The sequence below is a fragment of the Bradyrhizobium sp. in8p8 genome, assembly GCF_000426845.1.
GTDB lineage: Bacteria > Pseudomonadota > Alphaproteobacteria > Rhizobiales > Xanthobacteraceae > Bradyrhizobium > Bradyrhizobium japonicum_C.
On record NZ_AUGD01000001.1, the window covers coordinates 184,688 to 203,368 of the forward strand.

General features: G+C 65.3%; 20 protein-coding genes. 3 read left to right on the forward strand and 17 right to left on the reverse strand.

The genetic code is table 11. From position 1 onward, the window contains the following. Nucleotides 1-116: 116 nt before the first annotated feature. The 9 genes from K408_RS0100895 to K408_RS0100935 are packed head-to-tail and all read right to left on the reverse strand — an operon-like array spanning nucleotide 117 to nucleotide 8,260. A complete protein-coding gene (locus K408_RS0100895; RefSeq protein WP_024337596.1) occupies nucleotides 117-464 on the reverse strand; it encodes a RidA family protein in 348 nt (115 codons plus the stop codon). Continuing rightward, a complete protein-coding gene (locus K408_RS0100900; protein WP_024337595.1) occupies nucleotides 461-1,600 on the reverse strand; it encodes an NAD(P)/FAD-dependent oxidoreductase in 1,140 nt (379 codons plus the stop codon). The genes K408_RS0100895 and K408_RS0100900 overlap by 4 nt, the downstream gene beginning before the upstream one ends. Next, nucleotides 1,597-3,015: an FAD/NAD(P)-dependent oxidoreductase gene (locus K408_RS0100905; protein WP_024337594.1), complete on the reverse strand. Its 1,419-nt coding sequence runs from the start codon at nucleotides 3,013-3,015 to the stop codon at nucleotides 1,597-1,599. Before K408_RS0100905 ends, K408_RS0100900 begins: the two co-directional genes overlap by 4 nt. After that, on the reverse strand, nucleotides 3,012-3,308 hold the full coding sequence (locus tag K408_RS0100910; RefSeq protein WP_024337593.1) for a (2Fe-2S)-binding protein: 297 nt from the start codon (nucleotides 3,306-3,308) through the stop codon (nucleotides 3,012-3,014). Before K408_RS0100910 ends, K408_RS0100905 begins: the two co-directional genes overlap by 4 nt. A gap of 33 nt (nucleotides 3,309-3,341) precedes the next feature. Next, nucleotides 3,342-4,478, reverse strand: coding sequence for an NAD(P)/FAD-dependent oxidoreductase (locus K408_RS0100915; protein ID WP_024337592.1), 1,137 nt, complete (start codon nucleotides 4,476-4,478; stop codon nucleotides 3,342-3,344). 8 nt (nucleotides 4,479-4,486) lie between these two features. Beyond that, nucleotides 4,487-5,293: an ABC transporter permease gene (locus K408_RS0100920; protein ID WP_024337591.1), complete on the reverse strand. Its 807-nt coding sequence runs from the start codon at nucleotides 5,291-5,293 to the stop codon at nucleotides 4,487-4,489. Continuing rightward, on the reverse strand, nucleotides 5,290-6,165 hold the full coding sequence (locus K408_RS0100925) for an ABC transporter permease (protein WP_024337590.1): 876 nt from the start codon (nucleotides 6,163-6,165) through the stop codon (nucleotides 5,290-5,292). The genes K408_RS0100920 and K408_RS0100925 overlap by 4 nt, the downstream gene beginning before the upstream one ends. Further along, the gene (locus K408_RS0100930; protein WP_024337589.1) at nucleotides 6,162-7,202 is read right to left on the reverse strand and encodes an ABC transporter ATP-binding protein; all 1,041 of its coding nucleotides are present in this window, start codon (nucleotides 7,200-7,202) and stop codon (nucleotides 6,162-6,164) included. Before K408_RS0100930 ends, K408_RS0100925 begins: the two co-directional genes overlap by 4 nt. 23 nt (nucleotides 7,203-7,225) lie before the next feature. Further along, nucleotides 7,226-8,260 (reverse strand): ABC transporter substrate-binding protein, encoded by a 1,035-nt coding sequence (locus K408_RS0100935; RefSeq protein WP_024337588.1) that lies wholly within the window; start codon nucleotides 8,258-8,260, stop codon nucleotides 7,226-7,228. Nucleotides 8,261-8,531: 271 nt separating this feature from the next. On the opposite strand from K408_RS0100935, the gene K408_RS0100940 reads away from it, so the two are divergent. After that, entirely contained in the window at nucleotides 8,532-9,458 is a 927-nt protein-coding gene (locus tag K408_RS0100940) for a LysR substrate-binding domain-containing protein (protein ID WP_024337587.1), read from the forward strand. Nucleotides 9,459-9,510: 52 nt separating this feature from the next. Beyond that, complete coding sequence (locus K408_RS0100945; RefSeq protein WP_024337586.1) at nucleotides 9,511-10,230, forward strand: type 1 glutamine amidotransferase; 720 nt, start codon at nucleotides 9,511-9,513, stop codon at nucleotides 10,228-10,230. A 109-nt stretch (nucleotides 10,231-10,339) separates the two neighbouring features. Here the strand turns inward: K408_RS0100945 and K408_RS0100950 are convergent, their stop codons facing one another. The 8 genes from K408_RS0100950 to K408_RS0100985 form a co-directional block, all read right to left on the reverse strand. Continuing rightward, nucleotides 10,340-10,807: a nuclear transport factor 2 family protein gene (locus K408_RS0100950; RefSeq protein ID WP_024337585.1), complete on the reverse strand. Its 468-nt coding sequence runs from the start codon at nucleotides 10,805-10,807 to the stop codon at nucleotides 10,340-10,342. A 79-nt stretch (nucleotides 10,808-10,886) separates the two neighbouring features. Next, complete coding sequence (gene ybgC / locus K408_RS0100955; protein WP_024337584.1) at nucleotides 10,887-11,336, reverse strand: tol-pal system-associated acyl-CoA thioesterase; 450 nt, start codon at nucleotides 11,334-11,336, stop codon at nucleotides 10,887-10,889. Between the two features lie 68 nt (nucleotides 11,337-11,404). Continuing rightward, nucleotides 11,405-12,325: a metallophosphoesterase gene (locus K408_RS0100960; RefSeq protein ID WP_024337583.1), complete on the reverse strand. Its 921-nt coding sequence runs from the start codon at nucleotides 12,323-12,325 to the stop codon at nucleotides 11,405-11,407. A 105-nt stretch (nucleotides 12,326-12,430) separates the two neighbouring features. Continuing rightward, nucleotides 12,431-13,300, reverse strand: a complete 870-nt coding sequence (locus K408_RS0100965; protein ID WP_024337582.1) for a DUF6869 domain-containing protein — start codon at nucleotides 13,298-13,300, stop codon at nucleotides 12,431-12,433. Nucleotides 13,301-13,398: 98 nt separating this feature from the next. Further along, nucleotides 13,399-14,433, reverse strand: coding sequence for a Holliday junction branch migration DNA helicase RuvB (gene ruvB / locus K408_RS0100970; RefSeq protein WP_196232345.1), 1,035 nt, complete (start codon nucleotides 14,431-14,433; stop codon nucleotides 13,399-13,401). A 20-nt stretch (nucleotides 14,434-14,453) separates the two neighbouring features. After that, nucleotides 14,454-15,071, reverse strand: coding sequence for a Holliday junction branch migration protein RuvA (gene ruvA, locus K408_RS0100975; protein WP_024337580.1), 618 nt, complete (start codon nucleotides 15,069-15,071; stop codon nucleotides 14,454-14,456). Between the two features lie 142 nt (nucleotides 15,072-15,213). Next, nucleotides 15,214-15,741 (reverse strand): crossover junction endodeoxyribonuclease RuvC, encoded by a 528-nt coding sequence (gene ruvC / locus K408_RS0100980; protein ID WP_024337579.1) that lies wholly within the window; start codon nucleotides 15,739-15,741, stop codon nucleotides 15,214-15,216. Between the two features lie 229 nt (nucleotides 15,742-15,970). Then, on the reverse strand, nucleotides 15,971-16,717 hold the full coding sequence (locus tag K408_RS0100985) for a YebC/PmpR family DNA-binding transcriptional regulator (RefSeq protein WP_024337578.1): 747 nt from the start codon (nucleotides 16,715-16,717) through the stop codon (nucleotides 15,971-15,973). A 209-nt stretch (nucleotides 16,718-16,926) separates the two neighbouring features. Here K408_RS0100985 and K408_RS0100990 point away from each other — a divergent pair, with 209 nt between their 5' ends. Continuing rightward, nucleotides 16,927-18,672 (forward strand): methyl-accepting chemotaxis protein, encoded by a 1,746-nt coding sequence (locus K408_RS0100990; protein WP_024337577.1) that lies wholly within the window; start codon nucleotides 16,927-16,929, stop codon nucleotides 18,670-18,672. The last annotated feature ends 9 nt before the right edge of the window (nucleotides 18,673-18,681 follow it).

Genomic DNA, 18,681 nt, shown 5'->3' on the forward strand with positions numbered 1-18,681 from the left:
TGGCTGCGAAGTTCCTGATTGAGAGCCTTTAATTAGTCTTGCAGGAGCGCAAGATCAAGCCGGTGTTCGAGGGAACGACAGCGCGAAGCAGGCGCTGCCGTTCGATCAACGAGCGATCAGCCCTTGAGCGCGGTCACCACCACCTCGATCAGCGCACCGCCGCCGAGATCGGCGACGCCGACGGTGGCGCGGGTCGGCAGATTGTCGCCGAAGAACTCGGTCCAGGCTGCGTCCATCTCCTTCTTCTTGGAGAGATCCGTAACGAAGATCGATGCACTGACGACGCGGCTCTTGTCGGTTCCCGCTTCCTGAAGATAACCGGAGATCTTGCCGAGGATGTTGCGGGTCTGCTCTCCCATGGACACCGACGTGTCGTCGGCGATGGTGCCGCCGAGGAAGACGAAGCCATTCGCCTCGACGGCGCGGTGCATGATGGGTGTGCGAATGCTGCGGGTAATGCTCATGATGTCCTCTTGTTCTGGAGCGTGGAGGGATGGAAGCGGTCAATGCCGAGATCGCTGACGCGGGTCTGGGTGCCGCCATTCACGATCAGCTCCGCCATGACGGCTCCGGCGCCGGGGCCGAGCTGGAAGCCATGCAGCGAGAAGCCGAACTGGTGATAGAGACCCTGGTGACGGCTGCTCGGCCCGAACACGGGGATGTCGTCCTTCATCTTGGCTTCGATGCCGGCCCAGGCGCGCACGATGGTGGCACTGCGCATCACCGGAAACAGTTCGAACACGGTCTGTGCGCTGGTCGCAAGACTTTTCCAATCCAGCACCGTCTCGTTGCGATCCTGATATGGCGTCGCGAGATGACCGCCGCCGATCAGCACGGTGCCGTTGACGAATTGCTTGAAGGACAATTTGCGGCCGCGCAGGATCACGACGGGATCGATGAAGTGGGGCACACGCGAGGTGATCATCAGCATCGGCGCGACGGTTTCGACCGGAACGGGCTCGCCGAGATCAGCGGCGATCTTGCCGGCCCAGGCGCCGGCGGCATTCACCAGCACGGGCGCGGCGAAGGTGTCGGAGCCGACTTCAACATGCCAACGGCCGTCGCGGTACCGGATGTTGTTGGCGGCCACGCCCTCGCGCACGGTGGCGCCAAGCCGCTCCGCCTTGCGGCGGAATGCAGTGGTCGTCTGCGCCGGATTGGCCGCGCCGTCGCGGCGCGAGACGACGCCGCCGGGACAGGTCTCCGCAACGGCAGGCACGAGGCGCCGGAGTTCAGCCGCGTCGATCAGCTCTTCGTGAGTAAAGCCGAGTCCGTTGAGCTCGGCGACGCGGGCGCGGCAGACCGCGAGCTCTTCCTCGTTCTCGGCGACCAGCACCTGGCCGTGGCTTTCGAAACTGCAATCGTCGTCGACGAGCTCCGCAACCTTCTCCCAGATCCCCATGGAGCGGATCGAGAGCGGAATCTCGGGGATGTGCCGCGCGAGCTGGCGCACGCCGCCGGCGTTCACGCCCGAGGCGTGGCGTCCCGCATAGTCCTTCTCGATCAGCATCGGCTTCATCCCGGCAAGGCACAGGTGCAGAGCCGTCGAGCATCCGTGGATGCCGCCGCCAACGACGATCGCATCCACGTTTTTGGTCATCCGCGGACCACCGCCTTGACGTCGGCCTCGGTCTTCGGAACGGCGGCGAGCTCTGCCAGCGTGATCGGCTTCACCGGCGCGCGCAGCCGGTAATAGCCGATCTCCTGCGGGGTCTTGCCCCGCGCCTGCGCCATCAGTTCGGTCACGGTGAGGCCGCAGAGCCGGCCCTGGCACGGGCCCATGCCGGTGCGGCGGTAGGCCTTGAGCTGGTTCGGCCCGGTCGCGCCGATCGCGACCGCATCGAGAATGTCCTTTGCCGTCACCTCTTCGCATCGGCAGACAACGGTATCGCCCGAGGGAATGCGGAACTGCCGCGCGGGGCGGAACAGCGTGTCGAGAAAGACGCGGCCGCGCTCGGCCTTGGCGAGATCGGTGCGCAGCTGTGCCATCGGCACGAGCTTCGCGGCAGAAGCGGGGGCCAGCGCCTCCACTGCCGCGCGCGCCGCGATGCGGCCGCGCACAACGGCTGCATTTGCGCCGCCGATGCCTGCTCCGTCGCCCGCGATCGCGATGCCCGCGACCGACGAATTCCCGTTCGCATCGAGCACCGGCGACCAGCACAATTGCAGATCGTCCCAGCGATGCTCGACCCCGGCCGCCATCGCCAGATTGACGTTGGGCACGACGCCCTGGTGCAGCAGAAGAAGATCGGCGGGAACGGTCTCGCGCCTGCGGCCGGCGACATAGCTCACGCTGGCGAGCTGGCCATCGCCGGAGGCCGAGAGCTCAGTAACGCCGGAGACGACCTGCACCTTCGCCTTCACCTCGCGCATCATGGCGAGACCCTTGGCGAAATAAGGCGAGGTCAGGAAGGCGAAGGCGTGCGGCAGCGCGGCCAAGTAATTGCCGCGCTCGGTGGTATCGAGAATGCGGTCGATACGGCCGCCGAGGCGCAGAATCTGCGCGGCGAGCAGCCAGAGCAGCGGCCCCTGCCCTGCGATCACGGTACGGCCGTTCGGCACCAGCGCCGAAGACTTCAGCATGGTCTGCGCTGCGCCAGCCGTCATCACACCGGGCAGCGTCCACCCCGCAATCGGGAACGGCCGCTCCAGCGCGCCGCTCGCAATGATCACGCGGTTGGCCTTGACGAAGGCGGACGCACCGCCGATCGAGGCTGCGATCTCGAGATTACGGTCGAGGCTCCAGACGGTGGCACGATGAATCACCTCGGCGCTGCTCGCGCGCAGCACCTGCACGAGATCGGCACCGACCCAATAATCGGCGCCGAGCTGGTTGCGGTCGGTCACCGGCGTGGATGAGATCGCGCGGAACACCTGGCCGCCGGGGCCCATGTTCTCGTCGAGCAGCAACGTCGACAAGCCGGCTTCGGCGGCCGTTGCAGCGGCAGCGAGGCCGGCGGGCCCGGCGCCGATCACCACGACGTCGTAATCCTCGCGCTTGGGAGCCAAAGTCATTTTCCGATCTCCCGCTTGCCCTTCTGGATTTCGACCTGCATCCCGTCGGCGACGGGCACGAGGCAGCCCTGGCGATTGCCGACACCGTCGATCGTGACGAGGCAGTCGAAGCACACGCCCATCATGCAATAGGGCAGACGCGGCGCGCCGCTGACTGCGGTGGAACGCCGTGCGTCAACGTCGGAGGCCAAGAGCGCCGCGGAGACTGTGTCGCCCTGACGCGCCGCGACAGCGACGCCGTCGACGAAGATCTGGACCGGCGGACGCTGGTCGTGTTCGGATCGCCTGAACATGGGGATGCCTCTTGGCTCCTTGCTGAAGAATCTCTAGTAGCCGCTGTTGTTCGCCGCGCCCGCGCCGCCGAAACGGCTGGCCGAGAACGCGCCGACCAGTTCGGGCTCGAGCGCGCCCTGCGCCACCATGCGTGCGACCTCGAAGGCATGGTTCGAGGCGAGCGTCACGCCGGAATGGCAACAAGCGACGAAGGCGCCGGGATGCGTCTCCGACTGGTCGTAGATCGGAAAGCCGTCCTGCGGCATGACGCGAATGCCGGCCCAGCTCCTGACCACGTTGAGCCGCGACAGATGCGGGAACATGCGCTGCGCGCGGTCCGTCATCACGGCGCTGATCGAATGCTTCAGCGCGCGGTCGTCGAGTTCGTCCTCCTTGCTGTCGCCGATCATCACCGTGCCCTCGTCGGTCTGGCGGATCGTGGTCAGCGGATGCGGCAGAAAGGGCATGGTGCGCTCGGTCACGACGATCTGGCCGCGGGTCGGCCCCATCGGAGCAAAGAGGCCGACCATTGGCGCCAGCGCCTGGTTGGCGTTGCCGGCGGCGAGCACGATCCTGGCGGCGCGCAGCTCGCCTTTCGGCGTGGTCAGGCGAAATTCACCGCCGCTCCTGCTGATGGCCGAAACCGGCCGTTCCGGAAGGTAGTCGATCCCGAACGCCTTGAATCCGGTGTGGAACGCGCGAAACGTGCGCAGCGAATTGACATGGCCGTCGAGCGGACAATAGCTGCCGCCGGAGACCTCAGGGCCAATCAGCGGCAGCGACTTCTTCACCTCGGAGGCGGAGAGCATCTCCATCTTGTAATCGGCGGCGCCGACCTGGTTGTGCATGCGCCTGACCAGCTCGGAGCGCTGGCCGAACTCCTCCTCGCCGAGCGTGAGATGGAAGCCGCCATTCTGTTGAAGGCAGACGTCCAGGCCGGTCTGCTGCTTCAGCTCCGAGGCGAGCCGGCTCCAGGCTTCCGCCGCCCGCACGGTCCAGACGGTATAGGCGGGCATACCAAGGCCCTTGCTCTGCACCCAGACCAGCGCGAAGTTCGCGCGCGAGGCGCGCTTGGTGATGTCGCCCTCGTCGAGCACGGCGACTTTCTTGCCGAGCCGGCCGAGGCCCCAGGCGATGGCGGAGCCGAGCAAGCCGCCGCCGACCACGGCGACGTCGTATTCTCCTGACATAGGTTCTCCTATCGTCCCGTATCGCCCTTGCCGGCGAGCACGCGGTCGAGCCCGTAGAAGCGATCGAGCAGAATGAGGGCGCTCATGGTGATCGCGATCACGCAGGCCGAGACCGACGTCACCAGCGGATCGATGTTGTCCTGGATGTAGAGGAACATGCGAACCGGCAGCGTTTCGGTACCGGGCGCGGCGAGAAAGACGGTCATGGTGAGATCGTCGAAGGACTGGATGAAGGCGAGCGCCCAGCCGCTGATGACGCCGGGCAGGATCAGCGGCAAGGTCACCCGGCGGAACAGCGTCCAGCCGCCGGCGCCCAGCGAGACCGCCGCCATCTCGACGGTGCGGTCCATGCCGGTCGCCGCGGCGAGCGTCAGCCGCAGCGCGAACGGAAACACGATGATCACATGAGCGATGATCAGCGCGGCAAAGCTTCCGCCCAGCCCGGCCGACGTAAAGAAGCGCAGGAAGGCGATACCGAGCACGACGTGCGGGATCATCAGAGGCGACAGGAACAGCGCCGCCAGCGCATCGCGGCCGCGGAAACGATAGCGCGCGATCGCGAGCGCCGCTGGCACCGCAAACAGCAGCGCCACCAGAGACGACAGCGCGCCAAGGCCAAGACTGACCCAGAAGGCATGAATGAATTCGGGATAGTTCGCGATAGCCCTGAACCAGCGCAGCGAGAAGCCGTTGGTCGGCAGCGACAAGTATCCCTCGGGCGTGAACGCGACGAGGCACACCACCAGGATCGGCGCCAACATGATGATGACGAAGATCGTATGGAAGATCAGCGCGAGCGGACCGTTCCGTCTCATCGGAACACCTCCGCATAGCGCCGCTCGATCAGCGCGTTGCTGCCGACAACGATCAGGACCAGCGCGAACAGCAGCAACGTTGCGACCGCCGCACCGAGCGGCCAGTTCAGCGTGTTGAGGAATTCATCGTAGGCGAGCGTCGCCGCAACCTTGAGCCGGCGGCCTCCGATGATCGCGGGCGTCGCGAAGGCGCTTGCCGACAACGAGAACACGATGATCGCGCCCGACAGCACGCCCGGCATGATCTGCGGCATGATGATGCGACGGATGATGGTGACGGGGCCGGCGCCTAGCGACATCGCGGCGTTCTCGATCTGCGGATCAAGCCGCTGCAGCGCCGCCCATACGGAAAGCACCATGAACGGCATCATCACATGCGCGAGCGCAACGACCATGCCTGTTTCCGTGAACATGAATGGAATGGGGGAACGCATGACCCCGAGCGACATCAGCAGCTTGTTGACGAGCCCGTTGTTGCCGCCGAATAACAGCGCCCAGCCAAGCGTGCGCGCGACGACGGAGATCAGCAGCGGACCAAGAATGACGAGCAGGAAGAAGCTCTTCCAGCGGCCGCTCATGCGGTTGAGGATGTAGGCTTCCGGCGCGCCCAGCAAGGCCGTGAGCAAGGTGGTCAGGATCGCGATGCGAAACGTCCGCCAGAACATCTCGGCGTAGTACGGATCGGCCGCGATCTCGTACCAGTTCTTGAGGATGAAAACCGGCTCGATGCCCTTGTATTGGCCCCAATCGTGGAACGACAGCATCACGGTCATCGCGAGCGGAATGAGCAGCACGCCGACGAAGAGCATCAAGGCGGGCGCCGTCAGCGCCCACGGCGCACGTGCGCCGCGTTCCTCCGCAACCCCGCTCATGCGCTTTCCCTCGCGCGCGCACTCATGTCCTCGGGTCGCCAGGTGAGGCGAACCGCGTCCCCTTCGGCCGGCTGCGCTTTGCCGTCGTTCTGGCGAATCACGATCGCCGGGCCGCACTCGCTGTCGCACTGAAAGAGCCAGTGATTGCCCTGGAAGATGCGGGTGACGATCCTGGCCGTGAGGCCCGCATCGCCAAAGCCGATTCTTTCAGGACGAACGCTGACGGTGACGGCACCGTTGAAGCCGGCCGGCGCCGGCACGGCCCAGGAGCCGACCACGAGACGCGCCGGTGCCGCTGTCCGATCGATCGTCGCGGCGAAGTCGTTGGTCTTGCCGAGGAATTGCGAGACGAAGGCGGAAGCCGGCTTTTCGTAGGTCTCCTGCGGCGTGCCGATCTGCTCGATCTTTCCCTGGCTCATCACCACGATGCGATCGGACAGCGACATCGCCTCGTTCTGGTCGTGGGTAACGAGGATCGTGGTGGTCCCGACGGTGCGCTGGATCTGACGCAGCTCGATCTGCATCTCCTCGCGCAGCTTCGCATCGAGGTTCGACAGCGGCTCGTCGAGCAGCAGCACGCTCGGCTTGATCACCAGCGCGCGGGCCAGGGCCACGCGTTGCTGCTGGCCGCCGGACATGCGGCGGGGATGGCGGTCTTCGTAGCCGGCAAGGCCAACCATCGCGAGTGCGGCACGGACGCGCTCGGCCCGTTCGTTGCGCGGCACCTTGCGCATCTCGAGGCCGAACGCGACGTTCTCCGCCGCCGTCATGTGCGGAAACAGCGCGTAGCTCTGGAACACGATGCCAAGGCCCCGCCTGGCCGGAGGGATCGCGGTGAGATCCTTTCCCTCCAGCCGGATCGCGCCGCGGGTGGGATCGAGGAAGCCCGCGATCATCTGCAGCGTCGTGGTCTTGCCGCAGCCGGATGGGCCGAGGAAGGAGATGAACTCCCCCTTCCCCACCGACAGGCTGAAGTCATCGACCACAGTCTGCGCGCCGAACTGCTTTGCGACCCGATCGAGCTCGAGATAGGCCATGACGCTGTCTCCGCTGCGACCGATCAGCGTTCGACCTCGCGATTCCAGCGCTTCGTCCACTCCTCGCGCTTCTCGTTGATGACGGTCCAGTCCGGATTATAGAGCTTGGACGCGCGCTCGCCGATCGGCGCCATCTTGCCGAGCTCCGGCGGGATCACCAACGATTTCAGCACCGGACCGTAGCCATAGTCCTTCAGCATCACGAGCTGAATCTTGGGATCGAGCAGCATCTTGACGAAGCTCGCCGCGACCGGCGAGGCGTTCGGCTTGTTGATCGGACATGCCGTCGTCAGCAGCGTCGCCGCGCCTTCCTTCGGGTAAACGAAGTCCACGGGGAAACCGGTGTTGGCAAAACTCTGCACGCGGCCCGTGCCCCACACCGCGATCACGGCCTGGCCCGACTGGAACAGTTCGGTCATCTTGCCCGGCGACGGCTCATAGGCGAGCACGTTCGGATTGATCTGTTCCTTGAAGATCTTGAAGCCGGGATCGACATTGGTCTCGCCGCCGCCGTTCATTTTCGACAGCATCACGAGCGCTTCAAGACCGTAGGTGTTGTTGATCGGCGGGATCACGAGCTGCTTGGCGTATTTCGTGTCCTTCAGGTCGTTCCACGAGGTCGGCGGCGCCCAGCCTTTCTCCTTGAACACCTTGGTGTTGTACATCAGACCTGTCGCGACGATGCCGATCGCAACCGCGCGGTCGTCCTTGAACCGCGCAGTGTCGTAGAGATCGGCCGGCAGGCCGTCGAGCTTGCCGCAGAAGCCGAGCTGAATGGCCTGGTACATCGGGCCGTCATCGACGATGGCCACGTCGATCTGCTGATTGCCCTTCTGCGCCTGAAGCTTTGCCAGCGTGTCGGTAGAGTTGCCGGCGACATACTCGACCTTGACTCCGTTCTCCTTCTCGAAGGCCGGGATCACCTCGTCGCGGATCGTCTTCTCGAACGAGCCGCCGTAACCTGCGACGTACAGCGTTTTCTGCTGGGCCGAAGCGACCGACGGAACGGCAACGAGCGCAGCGATGCTGACCGCTGTCAGAAGGCGAAGTGTCTTCATTTGGACCAATCTCCAATACCGGAATGAGGTGACGTGCCGACAAGTCTCCGGCCGGAGCGCCTTCCGCTTTCCCTTCTGCGCCCCCCCTCTCTGATCAGGGCTCCGGCCCCCGGTCGGCGGGTTTGGCGCGATCTGGAGGTTTGAACGCCTCCAATCTGCCGAAAAAGCGGGCTGTCTCCAGCTCTGCCGAAAAAGATCGCAGACCTATACTTCCATCGTCCAATGAATAATGGCACCTTCTGCATGCCGAAATGTTATGATCGGATCGGAGATGGTGCGGATCAATTCGCGGCAGGTGGAAGCCTTCCGCGCGACGATGCTGACCGGCAGTGTCACGGAGGCGGCCAAGCTGATGGTGGTGACGCAGCCCGCCGTCAGCCGGCTGCTGCGCGACTTCCAGGCGCTGCTCAAGATGGAGCTGTTCGAGCGGCGCGGCACCGGTCTGGTCCCGACCGCAGCGGCGATGGCGCTCTACACCGAGGTCGAGCGCTCTTTCGTCGGTCTCGAGCGCATCTCCGCGGCGGCCGAGGAGATCCGCGGCCGTCGCACCGGCTCGTTGCGCATCGCTGCGTTGCCCGCGCTGGCGAACGGCTATCTGCCACGGCTTGCCGGACATTTCTTGATGGAGCGCCCCAACCTCAATCTTGCTTTCTTCGGCGTGATCTCGCCGATCGTGGTCGACTGGGTCCTGAACAACCAATGCGACATCGGTTTTGCCGAGGTGCCGATCGCCCATTCCGGCCTGCCGAGCCTGCGGCTGCCGGCGCTGGCGCGTGTTGCCGTGATGCCGGCGGGGCATCGCCTCGCGGAGAAGGACGTGCTGGAGCCGCGCGACTTCGAGGGCGAGACCTTCATCTCGCTGTCGGCGGGCTCGTCCAGCCGGCATCTCGTCGACCAGGTCTTTCACCGCAACGACGTCCGCCGCGTGCTCAGGGTCGAGACGACGCTGTCGGAGATCATGTGCGGCATGGTGTCGTCAGGACTCGGCGTTTCGATCTGCGATCCCTTCACCGCGCAGGAGTTTGCCACGCGCGGCGTCGTGGTCCGACGGTTCCTGCCGCGCATCGATTTCGAATTCTCGGCGGTGTTCCCGGCCCAGCGCAGTCCGTCGCCCGTGGCGCTGGACCTGGTCGAGACCATGCGCAAGGCGTTGCTGGAATTCGAGGACAACCCCGCACGGGATTTTGCGCATGGTTGACTTGGAGGCCCTGTAGCTTCCGCTGTATCCTCTTGGCCTTCACAGGTATCGCATGGCACGCATCACCATCATCGAGACAGGGCTCGTTCCTCGAGAGCATCGCGAACGCCACGGCTCATTTCCGGACATGTTCGCGCGCATGATCCGTGCGGAGGACCCCACAGCCACGGTCGACGTCGTCAGCATCCCGAATGGGGATGCGCTTCCCGATCCCCGCGAGCTTGAGGCGATCCTGATCACCGGCGCGGCCGCCGGCGTCTATGACGGGCTGGACTGGATCGCGCCGCTGGAAGATTTCGTCCGCAGGGCTTACGCCGACAAGACGCCGATGGTTGGCGTCTGCTTCGGCCATCAGCTGATCGCGCAGGCGCTCGGCGGCACCGTGCGCAAGTCGGACAAGGGCTGGGGCATCGGCCGGCACGTCTATCAGGTGCTGCCGGAAAACGGAGTCCTCGACGGCGAGACGGTCGCAATTCCCTGCTCGCATCAGGATCAGGTGATCGAACCGCCGAACGATGCGCTCACGATCCTCCGGTCCGACTTCACCCCGCATGCCGGCCTGCTCTACGCCAACGGCACCACCCTCACCGTGCAGCCGCATCCGGAATTCGACGTGGAATTCGCGCAGGTGTGCTGCGATATGCGTGACGGCAAGGCGCCGGAGGGTGTCGTTGCGACGGCGCGGCAGTCGCTGCAGCAGCCGATGGACAGCGCGAAGCTGGGTGGAGCGATTGCGCGGTTTCTGGCGCGCAAATCCATCCCCTCATCCTGAGGAGCGCGCTCTCGCGCGCGTCTCGAGGGATGAGAGGCTCCAATTGCAGGGGCGGGCCTGAATGGTTCGAGACGCCGATTCGCGGCTCCTCACCATGAGAGTTGAGGTTTCAGAACGGATCGGCCCCCAGTCCAGGCACATCCGCCGGCCGCGGCCCCGGCGTGGGCCAGTGAAACCGGCGATCGTTCTCCGCAATCGCGATATCGTTGATCGATGCCTCGCGCCGCCTCATCAGACCGTGCTCGTCGAACTCCCACTGCTCGTTGCCGTAGGAACGATACCACTGGCCGCCGGCATCATGCCATTCGTACTGAAAGCGCACCGCGATACGGTTTCCGTCGAAGGCCCAGAGGTCTTTGATGAGGCGATAGTCCTGTTCCTTTTCCCATTTGCGGGTGAGAAACGCGACGATGGCCTCGCGACCCTGAAACACCTCCGAACGATTGCGCCAGCGGCTGTCCTCGGTATAGGCGAGGGACACGCGGACGGGATCGCGTGAATTCCAGGCGTCCTCGGCCATGCGGGCCTTTTGCGCAGCAGTCTCTTTCGTGAAGGGCGGAAGCGGCGGGCGGGACATGGGGTGCCTCATCGATGGGTCAGGACCGCAATCTATCGCTGCACTCGCCGGAGTCGATAGGGCATCACAAATCGGGCGATCACGAAATCAGATCGGCCTTCATCAGCATGCGGATGGACTTCGGAATCGGCTGGGCACGCCCGCCACTGATGAAGGCGACGCGCACTTCGGCCTTCACCAGCACGTCGCCGCCGCGCCGTACCTCCTGGGCCAGCATGATGGAGGCGCCCTTCACCGCGACGGGCCAGGTCACGATGTCGAGGACGTCGTCCATTCGCGCGGGCTTGAGGAAATCAAGATGCATCGACCGCACGACGAAGGCGAAGCCGGCGCCTTCCGTCTCGGTCTGCTCGAACAGCGCCTGCTGCTCGGCGCCCATCAGCCTGAGATGATTGGTCCGCCCGCGCTCCATGTAGCGCAGGTAATTGGCGTGATAGACGATGCCGGAAAAATCCGTGTCCTCGTAGTAGACGCGGACCTGCATGTGGTGGCGGCCGTCGCGGATCTCGCCATCGAGATGGGCAGTCACGTCACGAGCCTCTTCGCTTGTCGTCACCGGTCCGTTCTGCGCAAAAACAGACCGCGGCGCAAGCGTCGTCAGGACACGAGGTGTCCCGCCCGACCCAGCGTCACCTCGACGATCTCCGGCGGCACGCCAAAGCGGAGCGGCAAGATGCTGCAACCGAGGCCGCCGGAGATGATGACGTCGCATTTCAGCCTGACATGACCATAGGCGAGGCGGACGCCATGCTGCGGCGGCACGGCGGGAGACCAGCCGAGCAGGCGGACCTGGCCGCCATGGGTATGGCCGGACAGTTGCAGCGCGACGCGCGATGGCACCCGTGGGGCGATGTGGGGCTCATGCGCGAGCAGGATGATCGGCGCATCGTCCGTGACCTTGGCGAGGGTTGCAGTGAGATCGTCGGCACCGAAGCGCGCCATGGTCCGGAACCGGCGCGCCGGGAGGAACGCGAGTTGATCGCCGAGGCCGGCGAGCCAGAACGGGCGACCGTCCTTCGTGAGGCGCACGACGTCGTTCTCGTAGACGGGGATGCCGGCGGCCTCCAGCGCACGATGCGCGATGGTTGTCCCCTGCCCCGCCCGCTGCACGGCCCTGTCGTCCCAATAATCATGGTTGCCCATGACGGCATGAACGCCCAGCGGCGCCTTGAGGCCGGCCAGCACGCGTGCCCATTCGGTGCATGGAATGAGCCGCGTGACCTGATGCAGGCCGGCGACGTAGTCGCCGAGCAGCACGATGAGATCGGCCCTGAGGGCGTTGGTGCGGTCGACGATGGCCTCGACCCGATCCAGCGGCATCCAGGGATCGCAGGCATGGAGGTCGGCGATGACGGCGATCTTGAGCGGAAGATCCGCCGGCCATTGCCGCGGCGTCGGATGATAGCGGGTGACGCGGAGCCGCAGCATCGGCTCGACGCCGACGCCATAGGCAGCGGTCGAGATTCCGAGGGCGGACAAGCCCCCGATGGAACGGATGAGGTGACGACGCGTGATCATGGAAGCCCGTTTCTGATGCAGCGTCTCGATGCGATCCGATTGAAGCGGAATTGGGGTGCGCCCGTGCAGACCGTCTGCATCTGCGTGCAGAGGCCTGCACAATCGTCACCAGCGGCTCTCGCCGATCAGCGCATCCAGCCGCGTCTTCAATTCCTCGGGCGCGCGGTAGTACCAGACGCCGCCGAGCAGATCGCGAAACCGTTCATTGACACGCGCCTCGCGCTCGATGCGGTCGATCGTCCCGGCACTGATCACATCTTCGAGGGGACCGGCGGCCAGCAGCGACAGCAACACCGGATTTGCCTCGATTTTTAGTATCTCGAGGATCAGGTCGATCATCCGGTCGGGATCGTCCTCGCGCAGATCGCGCTCGAAATCCATGATCGCGAACAGATTGTCGTCCTGATCACGATCGGACTTGGAATACTGCTCGACCCAAGCGCGGGCGAGCGCTGCGGTCGGCATGCTGGCGCAATCGAGCGGCTCGCGCGGCGTGCGCTGGGCCACATAGTCGGCCTGCCAGGCCTCGCTGTCGGCAAGTTCTGCAATACGCGACATCAAGGGATCGTCGGGCGCAACATGCACGCCGCCGAGCAGCCAGCGCAGCCGGTCATTGTGCGCAGCCTCGTGCTCTATGCGCGCGATCACGACTTCGCCATGCGCATAGAGCAGCGACAGCAGGAACTTGTCGTTGAGCTGCATCACTGTCGGCTTGTCAGCCTCGGTCTTGAGCACTTCCAGCACGAGATCGAGCGCCTGTTGAGGCCGGCGGTGGGGCAGATGATCGAAATAGAGCTTCAGGGCCCAGATGCTGCCGGCCTGGTCGCGCCGGCTGACGCGCTGGAGCGCGCACCACATCGACGCCAGCTCACTGATCGGCATTGGGTCCAGAAACGCCTCGGTCTCATCGGGCGTGCGAAGCTGCGGCGCGGCCGAGATGAGTTCGAGCACTCCTGTGTCGTCCGTCAGCCCCATACTCCGAACTCCAATCCATCTGCATGAACGGCGGCGTCTTTCGCCGCGCATTCGGATTAGTGACGGGATTGATCCGGTGGGTTCACCGGTTGCGGCGGTCAGTCTTCGTCGGCTTGATCCGTGCCGAACAGGCCGAACTGGGCCGGGTCGCGGTTGGGTTCGGCGAGACCGAGATGCCGGAAGGCGTGGGACGTCAGCAGCCGACCGCGCGGGGTGCGCTGCAGATAGCCGCACTGGATCAGGTAGGGCTCGATGATATCCTCGATGGCGTCGCGCGGCTCCGACAACGCCGCGGCCATGGTCTCGACGCCGACCGGGCCGCCCGCATAATTGAGCGCGATGGTCGTGAGGTAGCGGCGGTCCATGGCGTCGAGACCTGCCGCGTCGACCTCGAGCGCGCTCAGCGCGTGGTCGGCGATCTTGCGATCGATCGTGTCGGCATTGGCCGCCGAGGCGAAATCGCGCACACGCCTGAGCAGGCGGCCGGCGATGCGCGGCGTGCCACGGGCGCGGCGCGCGATCTCGTTGGCGCCATCGGCGCTCATGCCAACATTGAGCACGCGCGCGCCGCGGCTGACGATGCTCTCCAATTCCTCGATGGTGTAGAAATTCAGCCGGACCGGGATGCCGAAGCGATCGCGCAGGGGGTTGGTGAGAAGGCCGGCGCGCGTGGTGGCGCCGACAAGCGTGAATTTCGACAGCTCGATCTTCACCGAGCGCGCCGCCGGTCCCTCGCCGATGATGAGGTCGAGCTGGAAATCCTCCATCGCGGGATAGAGCACCTCCTCCACCGCGGGGCTGAGGCGATGAATCTCGTCGATGAAAAGCACGTCGCGCTCTTCGAGATTGGTGAGGAGCGCGGCGAGATCGCCGGCCTTGGCAATCACCGGCCCCGACGTGGCGCGGAAGCCGACGCCGAGTTCCTTGGCCACGATCTGCGCCAGGGTGGTCTTGCCGAGGCCGGGCGGGCCGACGAACAGCACGTGATCCAGCGCCTCGCCGCGCTTGCGCGCCGCCTCGATGAAGATCGAGAGATTCTTGCGCGCCTGCTGCTGGCCGACAAAGTCCGACAGCGATTGCGGACGCAGCGCGGTATCGCCGACATCGTCGCTGCGGCGCTCGGGCGAAACCATGCGGCTGGCTTTGGGGTCGCTCACTTCGCGAGTTCCTTCAGCCCGAGGCGAATGAGCTGCGCCGTCTCGGCATTCTCACCGGCGCTACGCGAGGCCAATGCAATCGCAGCAGCCGCCTGCGGCTGGCCGTAGCCGAGATTGACCAGCGCGGAAATTGCATCCGCCACCGGGCGCGGCGCGCGCTGGTCGTCGACGGCACCGGCGAGATGCACCACGGCGGGATCGACATTGGCGAAGGCCGGCGCCTTGTCCTTCAACTCGGTGACGATGCGCTCGGCGACCTTGGGGCCGACGCCGGGCGTGCGCGCCACAGCGGCCTTGTCGCGCAACGCGATGGCATTGGCGAGGTCGGCCGGTGCCAGCGTGCCGAGCACGGCGAGCGCAACCTTGGCGCCGACGCCCTGCACGGTCTGGAGCAGGCGAAACCATTCGCGCTCATGGTCGGTGCGGAAGCCGAACAGCTTGATCTGGTCCTCGCGGACATAGGTCTCGATCGACAGCACGGCGGCCTCACCCGGCGACGGCAGATGCTGCAGCGTCCGCGACGAGCAATGCACCTGATAGCCAACGCCGCCGACGTCGAGGATGACGAAATCCTCGCCGTAGGAATCGATCAGGCCCTTGAGCTTGCCGATCATCTCAGGTCCCCGGTCGCAATACACGCCTGTCTTTCGTCATGGCGGGGCTTGCCCCGGTCATCCACGTCTTTGCCCCCTGCAACAAAGAAGGTGGATAACGGGAACAAGCCCGGGCATGACGGCGGTGACAAGCGACGACGGATCATATCCCCGCCACCTTCAGCCGGAGCGCGGTGCTCTGGCGGTGATGGGCGTGGGTGATGGCGATGGCGAGCGCGTCGGCGGCGTCTGCTGACGGCGGCTCGGCTTTGGGCAGCAATATCTTCAGCATCATCGCGATCTGTTGCTTGTCGGCGTGACCGGCGCCGACAACCGTCTTCTTGACCTGGTTCGGCGCATATTCGGCGACCGAGATGCCGAACATTGCAGGCGCCAGCATGGCGACGCCGCGGGCCTGGCCGAGCTTCAGCGTTGCAACGCCGTCCTTGTTGACGAAGGTCTGCTCGACCGCCGCTTCCATCGGCTCGTGGCTGGACAGGACGGCCGCGAGTCCTTCATGGATGGCAAGCAGCCGGCTCGCCAGCGGCAGATCATCCGGCGGCTCCACCGAGCCGCAGGCGACGTAGATCAGGCGGTTGCCCTCGGCCTCGATCACGCCCCAGCCGGTGCGGCGCAAGCCGGGGTCGATGCCGATGATGCGAACAGGGCCACGAATCGGGAGCGCGGTCATGGGCCAGTGATAGCGGCTGGCCGGACTGAGGGAAACAGAAACAGAACGGAAGTAACAGGGGAAGTGGGGTGCTTTGAGGAGCGAGGCTGTCCACCACGCGTTCTGCCGTCACACGCCGCAAAGGCGGTATCCATCACGCCGCGTGTAACTGTATCGCTCCGGCGTGCTTGGAATACTGGATCGCCCGCTTTCGCGGGCGATGACAGCCGTGGACCAGACCAGCAGCTGCCTAGCCGCCCATTTTCGCCATCAGCGCGTCCGACACCTCGAAATTGGCGTAGACGTTCTGGACGTCGTCGTGCTCGTTGAGCAGGTCCATCAGCTTGAGCAGCTTCTCGCCGGTCTCATCGTCGACCGCGACGGTGTTCTGCGGTTTCCAGATCAGCGCGGCCTTGCGCGGCTCGCCGAACTTGGCTTCCAGCGCCTTGGCGACGTCGCGATAGCCTTCGGTCGAGGCGTAGATCTCGTGACCGCTCTCGCCCGAGACCACGTCGTCGGCGCCTGCCTCGATCGCGGCATCCAGCATCGCGTCGTCGGAGGCGACGCTGCGGTCGTATTCGATGATGCCGGTGCGGTCGAACATGAACGACACCGAGCCGGTTTCGCCGAGATTGCCGCCCGATTTGGTGAAGAAGGAGCGGATATCCGACGCCGCGCGGTTGCGGTTGTCGGTCAGTGCCTCGACGATGACGGCGACGCCGCCGGGGCCGTAGCCCTCGTAACGGATTTCGTCATAGTTCTCGCCGTCGCTGCCGATCGCCTTCTTGATGGCGCGCTCGATGTTGTCCTTCGGCATGTTCTCCTGCCGCGCTGCGATCACGGCGGCGCGCAGGCGCGGGTTCATGGCAGGGTCAGGCGTCCCCAGCTTGGCCGCGACGGTGATTTCCCGCGCCAGCTTGCCGAAGATCTTCGACTTCTGGGCATCCTGCCGCCCCTTGCGGTGCATGATGTTCTTGAATTGGGAATGTCCGGCCATGCGTGGTCTCTTGGGATGTTCTGGGAATCGTACGCCAATGGGGTGGGAAACGCGGCCTTATAGGCCCCCACCCCACCGGAATGAAAGAGCCTCTGATACTTTAGGGTAATAGCATACGGTTCCATGCCTAGAAGTGAGGCAACGTTAACCGTGACTTCATTCCAGCTTGCGAAAATAACCTCGGCCTGTCCCCCGACAAGAGAGACCTGATGGCGTTCGGACTGTTTCGGAAGCGTCTGCCGGAAATGCCCGCGCCCTTGGCAGCCCCTGAGGCTGCGCTTTCGGCGCCCCATTCCGAACCCGCCCCCACCGAAGGCGATTCGGCCCGGGAGATCCTGGAACTGCTTGAGCTCGAGCTCGGCGGCATGATCCGCCAGCTGGAGCGCGCCGCCAATTCGGTTGCCGGCGGAGCCGAGGCGACCGCGGCGACGCTGGCCGCCATTCGCGACCGCACCGACGCCCTGACCGGCCGGACCAACGCGGCGCAATCGACCGCATCCACCTTCGCCGATGCCGCCGACAAATTCACCCAGTCCGCGCAAGGCATCGGCGCGCAGGTCCGGCAAGCCGGCAAACTCGCGGATGAGGCCAGCACCGCGGCGCAGGAAGCGCGCGCCAATGTCGACCGCTTGCGCGAGTCGTCCGCTGCCATCGGCAACGTCGTGAACCTCATCGCGCAGATCGCGCGGCAAACGACGCTGCTCGCGCTCAACTCGACCATCGAGGCCGCGCGCGCCGGCGCCGCGGGAAAGGGTTTTGCGGTCGTCGCCACCGAGGTCAAGGCACTCGCGGTGCAGACCCAGAGCGCGACGGAAGAGATCACCAAGAAGATCGATGCGCTGCAACGCGATGCGGCCGGATCGGCGGACGCGGTGCATCGCATCTCGCAGGCAATCGAAGCGATCCGCCCGGTGTTCGACACCGTCAACGGCGCGGTCGCCGAGCAGAACGCCACCACCAGCGAAGTCTCCGGCAATGCCGCCAGCGCTTCGGAATTCATCATCTCGGTCGGCGAGAGCGCGGCGGAGATCGACGCGGCAACCAAGGCGGCCGAAACCCACGGCGAGAACGTCGCCAGTGCCGGCAAAGCGGTCACCACGTTTGCACAAAAGCTGAAATCGCGCTGCGCCGTGCTGCTGCGCCAGAGCGAGCATGCCGACCGGCGCAAGACCGAACGGCTGCCATGCCACCTCAAATTCGAGACCACGCGCGGCGTGATGCCGGTCTATGAGATCGCGATGGACGGCGTGCTGATCGGCGGCGCCGATGCCGGCCGGCTCGCCCCGCAAGCGACGATCGAAGGCAGCCTCGAAGACATCGGCACCTGCCGCCTGCGGGTGGTCGAGCAATCGAAGGCCGGCGCCCGCGCGCAATTCGTCAATGCCAATGCCGCGCTCAGCGAGAAGATCGAGGACAAGCTCTGGTCGATCCATGAGGAGAACACGGAGTTCGTCACCCGCGCCATGGAGGCCGGCAATGCGCTGACGAAGATATTCGAGCAGGCGGTTGCACGCGGCGAGGTCAAGATGGAGGATCTCTTCGACGTCGACTACGTGGAAATTGCAGGCACCAATCCGCAGCAATATCGCACGAAATATCTGGACTGGGCCGACCGTGCGCTGCCGCCCTTCCAGGAGACGTTCCTCGCCAAGGACCCGCGCATGGCGTTCTGCGCCATGGTCGACCGCAACGGCTTCCTGCCCGTGCACAACAGGATCTATTCGCACCCGCAGCGGCCGGGCGACGTCGCCTGGAACACGGCGAACAGCCGCAACCGGCGCATGTTCAACGATCCGGCGGGGCTGGCTGCCGCCCGCAACCTGCGCTCGTACCTGGTCCAGAGCTATGCGCGCGACATGGGCAACGGGAACACGGTGATGATGCGCGAGATCGACGTCCCGATCCGCGTCCAGGGCCGGCACTGGGGCGGATTTCGCACCGCCTACAAACTGTAGTGCACGCTC